A 5946-nucleotide genomic window follows, 5' to 3' on the forward strand; every position below is an offset into this window, starting at 1 on the left:
TAGGCCGCTAGACGACGGGGGCCGAGTACGCGTCAACTGTAGCGACACCAGCGGCCGACCACAAAATCGCGACACCAACGCGCGTGCACCGAGTACACATATGCACTCGGTGCATTTTCTGTGTAGGCTGCTCCGGTGACCTCCCCCCCAGATCAGGACTCCCTCCGCGAGAGGAAACGTCGCGCCACGCTGCTGGCCATAGAGGACGCCGCGACCTCCCTCGTCCTGGAGCGCGGGTACGACTGCGTGACGGTGGACCAGATCTGCGCCGCGGCCCACGTCTCCAAGCGCACGTTCTTCAACTACGTCCCGTCGAAGGAGGCCGCCGTCATCGGTTCACCTCCCCGTGACGTCCCCCCGGCACGGCGCCGAGAGTTCCTCGACGCCGCCGACCCGGACGTGCCCGGGGCACTCCTCCGACTGTTCCTCGCGGCTTTCGCCGACGCGCGAATCGGGGACGACGCCCAGACGGCGAGACTCGCCCACCGTCGAGGCGCGATCTTCCGGGCGGAACCGGACCTCGGCGTGGCCCGCGTGACCGCGTCCTCACGCTTCCAACTCCGCCTGGTGGACCTGGTGACCGAGCACTTCGAGCGTCAGCCGGGTCTCCGCCGCCTCGAGGGGGTCGCAGCGGAGGCCGAAGCGCGCGCCTGCGTCGCCCTCGTGGCCGCCTCGGCCAACCTGGGCCTGTCGAGCTGGCTGACGCGGCGGGCCTCGACCTTCGACGATCTCGACTCCGAGTGCGCCCTCGCCCTGCGACAGCTCGCCCTCCTCGTCAGTTCCCCCACCGACACGGCGTCGGCGCAGACGACCTCTTCCGAGAAGACGGGATCCACGTCATGAGCGATACCAGCACCCTCGCGACGGCCGGTCACGAGACCGCCGAGCGCGCGCCGTCCCACAACGTGCCGCTGGTGTTCACCTCGCTCCTGCTCGGGATGCTCATCGTGTCCCTGGGGCAGATGATCTTCGCGACCGCGCTCCCCACGATCGTCGCGGACCTCGGCGGGGTCGACAAGATGAGCTGGGTCATCACCGTCTATCTCCTCACCATGACCATCGGCCTGCCCGTGTACGGCAAGCTCGGCGACCAGATCGGACGCAAACCGCTCTTCGTCGCGGCGATCCTGCTGTTCCTCGGCGGGTCCGTACTCGGAGCCCTGTCGTGGAGCATCGACGTCCTCATCGTCTCCCGCGCCATCCAGGGCCTGGGGGGCGGAGGTCTGATGGTGCTGTCCCAGGCCATCGTCGCCGACGTCGTCCCCGCCCGTCAGAGAGGCCGGTACATGGGAGTGATGGGGGCCGTGTTCGGGCTCTCGTCGATCCTCGGTCCGCTCCTGGGCGGGTTCTTCACAGAGGGCCCGGGCTGGCGCTGGGCACTGTGGTTCAACCTGCCGATCTGCCTGCTCACACTCGCGGTCGCGGTTCTCTACCTGAGACTGCCCGCTCGCGGCACCGGTCGGAGGACCGACTGGCCGGGGACCGTGCTAATGGTCACGGGCACCACGGCGCTCATCCTCGTCTGCTCGTGGGCCGGCAACCGCTACTCCTGGACCGACCCGGTCATCCTCGGCCTCGCCGCCCTCTTCCTGGTCTGCGCAGCCGCGTTCGTCCGGGTCGAACTGCGGTCACCACACCCCCTGATCCCCATGACCCTGTTCGCCGAGCGCAACTTCGCGCTCTCCACCGCCGCCGGGCTCATCATCGGTATCGCCATGTTCGGGACCATCACCTACCTTCCCACCTACATCCAGATGGTCCACGGACTCGGACCCACCCACGCCGGCCTCATGATGACCCCGATGATGGCGGGGATGATGGGCACCTCCATCATCGTGGGCAACATCGTGAGCCGCACCGGCCGGTACAAGTGGTATCCCGTCGCGGGCAGCATCATCATGGCCGTGGGACTGTTTCTCATCAGCTCGCTCGAGGAGACGGACACCCTGCTCCACCTCGGGGTCGTGCTCTTCGTCTTCGGTTTCGGTCTCGGCCTGTGCATGCAGCTGCTCGTGCTGATCGTCCAGAACTCGTTCCCCGTGTCGATGGTCGGCACCGCCACGGCGTCCAACAACTTCTTCCGCCAGATCGGCGGAACCCTGGGATCGGCCATCGTGGGGTCGCTCTTCGTCAGTCGTCTTTCCGATCTCATGGGAGTTCGCATCCCGGCCGCGGCGGCGGCGATGGGACCGGAAGGGGCCGAGATGGCCACGTCGTTCTCGAACGGCTCCGGAGCGGCCAACTCGATGAGTCCCGAGATCCTCGCCGGACTGCCCGGGCCGCTCCACGACGCGATCGTGGGTTCCTACAACGACGCCCTGGTGCCGATCTTCCTCATCGTGGTCCCCCTGCTGGTGGTCGCCACCGGGTTGCTGCTGTTCATCCGCGAGGACCCGCTCAAGGAGACCGTCGACTAGCCTCGCCCAGGCACGACCAGGACCACCCGCTCAGCCCTCACGGTGACGGTGGTCCGGGGTGAGAACACCGACACGCGATCCACATCCGCCGCAACCACGCCGTTACACGACGGCGATAGTTTTCCCGGCGTGCAGACTCCCCGAGAGACCGTCCTGCGATTCCTCGCCGCCCCGACCGACGTGGGCGCCGGGAACCAGGTTCACACAGGCCGCATCCTCGAGTGGATCGACAAGGCCGCGTACGCCCAGGCCGCGGTCTGGTCGGGTGGCTATGCCGTCACCGCCTACGTGGGCAACGTCCGCTTCTCGCGGCCGATCGAGGCCGGGCAGCTCGTCGAGGTGTCAGCGCGCCTCATCCACACCGGGTCGAGTTCGATGCACATCCAGTGTGATGTCCGGGCCTGCGATCCCGTCGCGCTCGAGTACCGCCACTGCGCCGAGTGTCTCGTCGTCTTCATCGCCATGCGTGAGGGCAGACCCACCCCCGTGCCGTCCTGGCGACCCGCCTCCCGGTTGGAGGTACACGAGTCGGAAGAAGCGGTGATGCGTATCGCGCTGCGCAAGGACATCGAGGACGCCATGGCGCAGCAGGACTACACCGCCGAGGGGACCGCACCCCGGTCGACCCTGCGGTTCCTCGCGGCACCCGCTGACGTGAACTGGGGTGGCAACGTCCACGGTGGGCGGATCATGTCGTGGATCGACGACGCCGCGAACCTCTGCGCGACCCACTGGTCGGGCACCCCGTGCACCTCCGTGTACGCGGGCGGCGTGCGGTTCTACCACCCGGTGAGCATCGGTCACGTCGTCGAGGTCGAGGCCCGGCTCCTGCACACCGGTCACGAGACCATGCACGTGTCCGTTCACGTCCGGTCCGGTGAGCCCACATCGCCGGACCGGGTCCTGACCACCCACTGTCTGGCGGTGTGCGCGGCGCTGGGTCCGGATCTCACACCCACCCCGGTGCCGCACTGGACCCCGAAGAGCGCGGAGGACCACGCTCTCGACGCGCACGCGCGACACCTCATCCGGCTGCGGGGACGGGGCCGGGTCGTCGGGGTCGCGTGAGCGAGGGCCACCGCAGACGACGCGCGAGAGGCCCTGACGAGGAGAACACCCGGAGCATGTCACTCCGGGTGTTCTCGTGTGTACCCCCGATGGGATTCGAACCCACGCTACCGCCGTGAGAGGGCGGCGTCCTAGGCCGCTAGACGACGGGGGCTCAGGACGCGGTTCCGCTGAGGGAACCACTGCAGTGAGCGCTGTGCGCGCTCAGCTGGCCTACCAGGACTCGAACCTAGAACGACGGTACCAGAAACCGCTGTGTTGCCAATTACACCATAGGCCACTGTATTCACTTGTCCGCCCGTGCGGGGCGACCTCGAAGAGACTATCAAAGCACCGAGGGTGAATAGCAAATCGCCTGGTCAGTCGGCGATCGGCGCGGCCCGGAGCCGGGCCAGGGTCAGCTCCCGACCCAGCAGCTCCAACGATTCGAACAGGGGCGGCGAGATGTGCGAGCCGGTCACCGCGACCCGGATCGGGCCATAGGCCTTGCGTGGCTTGATCCCGAGGCCGTCCACCAGTGCACCGGAGAGCGCCGCCTCGATCGCGGGGGTGGTCCACTCCGGTAGCGCGTCCAGCGCGCGCACGGCCGCGTCCACGACCTCGCGGGAGTCGGCCTTGAGGTTCTTGGCGGCGGATCCGGGATCGACGACGAACTCCGCCTCGTCCACCACGAGGAAGCGGATCAGGTCCCACGCGTCGGACAGGACGACGATGCGGGTCTGGAGCAGGTCGGCCACGACCGCCCACCGGTCTCCGTCCAGCTCGGGCGGCAGCGTCAGGCCGTCCTCGGACGGGTGCGCCTCGAGGAAGTCCCGCAGCCGTTGCGCGAACACCTCCGGGGGAAGCCGTCGGATGTGCTCGGCGTTGATCGCGTCCGCTTTCTTCTGGTCGAAGCGGGCGGGGTTGGCGTTGACCTGACGTACGTCGAAGGCCTCCACCATCTCCTGGAGGGAGAACACATCGCGGTCGTCCGACAGTCCCCACCCCAGGAGCGCCAGGTAGTTGAGCAGCCCCTCGGGCAACATCCCTCTGTCACGGTGCAGGAACAGGTCCGACTGCGGATCCCGCTTGGACAGCTTCTTGTTCCCCTCGCCCATGACGAACGGCAGGTGCCCGAACTCGGGGACACGCTCGGCCACCCCGATCCGCGTCAGCGCGCGGTAGAGCGCGATCTGCCGGGGGGTGGAGCTGAGCAGGTCCTCGCCCCGGAGCACGTGGGTGATCTGCATGAGCGCGTCGTCCACCGGGTTCACCAGGGTGTAGAGGGGGACCCCGTTTGCGCGGGTCAGCGCGAAGTCCGGAACGGAGCCGGCCTTGAAGACGGTCTCACCGCGGACGAGATCGTCCCACCCCAGGTCCTCGTCCGGCATCCGGAGCCGGATCACCGCGCCACGCCCCTCATCCCGGTAGGCCTGCTTCTGCTCCTCCGTCAGATCGCGGTCGTACCCGTCGTACCCGAGCTTGGGATCACGCCCGGCCGCGCGGTGGCGGGCCTCGACCTCCTCGGCCGTCGAGAAGGACTCGTAGGCCTCTCCGGCGTCGACGAGCCTGCGCACCACCTCGAGGTGCTGGTCGCGTCGCTCGGACTGGCGGTAGGGGGCGTACGGTCCGCCCACCTCCGGCCCCTCGTCCCAGTCCAGTCCGAGCCACCGGAGCGCGTCGAGCAACGCCCGGTACGACTCCTCCGAGTCGCGTGCGGCATCGGTGTCCTCGATGCGGAAGACGAAGGTGCCGCCCGTGTGCCGGGCGTGGGCCCAGTTGAACAGCGCCGTCCTGACCAGTCCCACGTGGGGTGTGCCGGTGGGCGACGGGCAGAAGCGGACACGGACGTCTTGTGCTGTCATGGTCACCATCCTAGAGACGGTCCCGGCTCGCACCCCCGCGCAGGACCGGCCTAGGATCGGCCGGGTACCCGTGGTGCGCCCTTCGCGCGCGATCACACCCGGTCGGAGTCAAGGAGGCGAGCCGTGGCGTCAGGGCTCCACCCCGACGCCGCGAGGCCTGTCACCGCTCCGGACTTCCTCCTGTCCCGCCCCACGGGCTCACTGCGCACCCAGGGATCCCTCCGTTCCTTCACTGATCCGGCAGACGCGGCGCTGGCCCTGAGATCCGGGGACTGCGGCCTGGTGGCGGGCGCCATGGGGTTCGAACCCGATGCGCGGGCGGCGTTGGTGGAACCCGACATCGTGGTCCGGACCGACGGCCCCCTCGAGCCCCCCGCCTACTTCCGATCGATCCGCACCCGGGCCCGCGTCGCCGAGGAGATCCCCTCCACGGAGGTCCACCGGCACCGCGTGGCCACCGCGATCGCCGGGATCCGCGCCGGCGGCCTGTCCAAGGTGGTGCTCGCCCGCGCGGTCCGGTTGGTCGCGCAGGACCCGATAGACCCCCACGCGGTGTGCGCGGCGCTCATCGATTCGAGCCCGTCGGCCGACGGATTCCTGGTCGACCTGACCCCCGC

4 protein-coding genes, 2 tRNA genes and 1 pseudogene are annotated in these 5946 nt (G+C 68.9%); 4 read left to right on the forward strand and 3 right to left on the reverse strand.

Annotated features, from left to right (window positions below):
* Positions 1-135: 135 nt before the first annotated feature.
* The 3 genes from G6026_RS10530 (at position 136) to G6026_RS10540 (ending at position 3485) form a co-directional block, all read left to right on the forward strand.
* Complete coding sequence (locus G6026_RS10530; protein ID WP_182613150.1) at positions 136-843, forward strand: TetR family transcriptional regulator; 708 nt, start codon at positions 136-138, stop codon at positions 841-843.
* Complete coding sequence (locus tag G6026_RS10535; RefSeq protein ID WP_182613151.1) at positions 840-2417, forward strand: MDR family MFS transporter; 1578 nt, start codon at positions 840-842, stop codon at positions 2415-2417. Before G6026_RS10530 ends, G6026_RS10535 begins: the two co-directional genes overlap by 4 nt.
* Before the next feature lie 129 nt (positions 2418-2546).
* Entirely contained in the window at positions 2547-3485 is a 939-nt protein-coding gene (locus G6026_RS10540) for an acyl-CoA thioesterase (protein ID WP_182613152.1), read from the forward strand.
* A gap of 81 nt (positions 3486-3566) precedes the next feature.
* Here the strand turns inward: G6026_RS10540 and G6026_RS10545 are convergent.
* The 3 genes from G6026_RS10545 to gltX form a co-directional block, all read right to left on the reverse strand.
* A tRNA-Glu gene (locus tag G6026_RS10545) sits at positions 3567-3639 on the reverse strand.
* Between the two features lie 54 nt (positions 3640-3693).
* Positions 3694-3765 (reverse strand) — tRNA-Gln (locus G6026_RS10550).
* A 79-nt stretch (positions 3766-3844) separates the two neighbouring features.
* The gene (gltX, locus tag G6026_RS10555; protein WP_107758115.1) at positions 3845-5329 is read right to left on the reverse strand and encodes a glutamate--tRNA ligase; all 1485 of its coding nucleotides are present in this window, start codon (positions 5327-5329) and stop codon (positions 3845-3847) included.
* 123 nt (positions 5330-5452) lie between these two features.
* Here gltX and G6026_RS10560 point away from each other — a divergent pair.
* Positions 5453-5946, forward strand: a pseudogene (locus G6026_RS10560) (chorismate-binding protein); the annotation flags it as partial.

This window comes from Dietzia sp. DQ11-38-2 (genome assembly GCF_014145055.1).
Taxonomy (GTDB): domain Bacteria; phylum Actinomycetota; class Actinomycetes; order Mycobacteriales; family Mycobacteriaceae; genus Dietzia.

Bases quoted from the DNA above. Each gene is read 5' to 3' on its own strand.
- G6026_RS10535 (WP_182613151.1), top strand. From the start codon at position 840: ATGAGCGATACCAGCACCCTCGCGACGGCCGGTCACGAGACCGCCGAG.
- gltX (WP_107758115.1), bottom strand. From the start codon at position 5,329: ATGACAGCACAAGACGTCCGTGTCCGCTTCTGCCCGTCGCCCACCGGC.